Source organism: Salipiger sp. PrR003 (genome assembly GCF_010500785.1).
GTDB lineage: Bacteria > Pseudomonadota > Alphaproteobacteria > Rhodobacterales > Rhodobacteraceae > Salipiger > Salipiger pacificus_A.
Window position 1 is genome coordinate 1 of sequence record NZ_JAAGOV010000023.1, and the last position, 1012, is coordinate 1012.

The 1012-nt window shown below is 61.9% G+C and carries 1 pseudogene; it reads left to right on the forward strand.

The annotated features are described in order from the left end of the window. Window positions 1-500: 500 nt before the first annotated feature. Window positions 501-1012, forward strand: a pseudogene (locus G0D83_RS32025) (excinuclease ABC subunit A); the annotation flags it as partial.

Sequence of the window (1012 nt, forward strand, 5' to 3'; positions counted from 1 at the left end):
TGGCTGCCGATTGACAGTGATCGCGATCGCGAACACTGCATCGCTGAACGCCTCCAGCCGATCCGGTTTGCGCTCGGTGCCTTCAAGAGAGAATATCGCCATCTTGAGCGTCTCAAGGCGGCGGGCAACTCCCTGTTCGTCGTCGATCATGATCTCGACGTGATCCCCGCGCGGAATGGCTCGTCGATGTCGGGCCAGGAGCCGGGGAAAAGGGCGGTAAAGTCCTCTACAGCGGACCGATAGAGGGGCTTGCCGACGTCGAGACTTCGATCACCCGCCGCTACCTGTTCGCAGAGCAGCTCCGCAGTGAGCGCACACCGCGCGATCCCAAGGCATGGCTACGCCTGGAAGGGATCAGGCGTAACAATCTTCAAGGTCTCGACGTCGAATTCCCCATCTGCTGCTTCACCGCTGTCACCGGCGTTTCGGGATCGGGCAAATCCAGTCTTGTCAGTCAGGCGCTGCCCGAGCTCGTCACGGAACACCTCGGCGGCTCCCCCGTGGCCGAGGAGGAGGATATCGATCCGCTGCTCGATGTTGCGCAGAACGACACTGAAGGACGCATTGTCGCAGGCATGGAGCATGTTCGCAGGCTGGTGCGGGTCGATCAGAAACCGATCGGCCGCACGCCGCGCTCGAACCTATCCACCTACAGCGGCATGTTCGACCATGTGCGAAGGATCTTCGCCGATACGCCGCTCGCCCGCCAGCGACACTATAGCCCGGGAAGGTTCTCGTTCAACGTCGCGCAAGGCCGCTGCCCGGTGTGCGAGGGCGAGGGATACGTCATGGTGGAGCTGCTGTTCCTGCCAAGCGTTTTTGCGCCGTGCTCGACCTGTCATGGCTCTCGCTACAACCCGCAAACGCTCGAAGTCGAGTGGAACGGGCGCAATATCGCCCAGGTGCTCGAACTGACGGTCGACGATGCGTGCGATTTCTTCGCTGGCGAGGCATCTGTGATGCGCTCCCTCGACGTGTTGCGGGAGATCGGACTTGGCTATCTGAGGCTCGG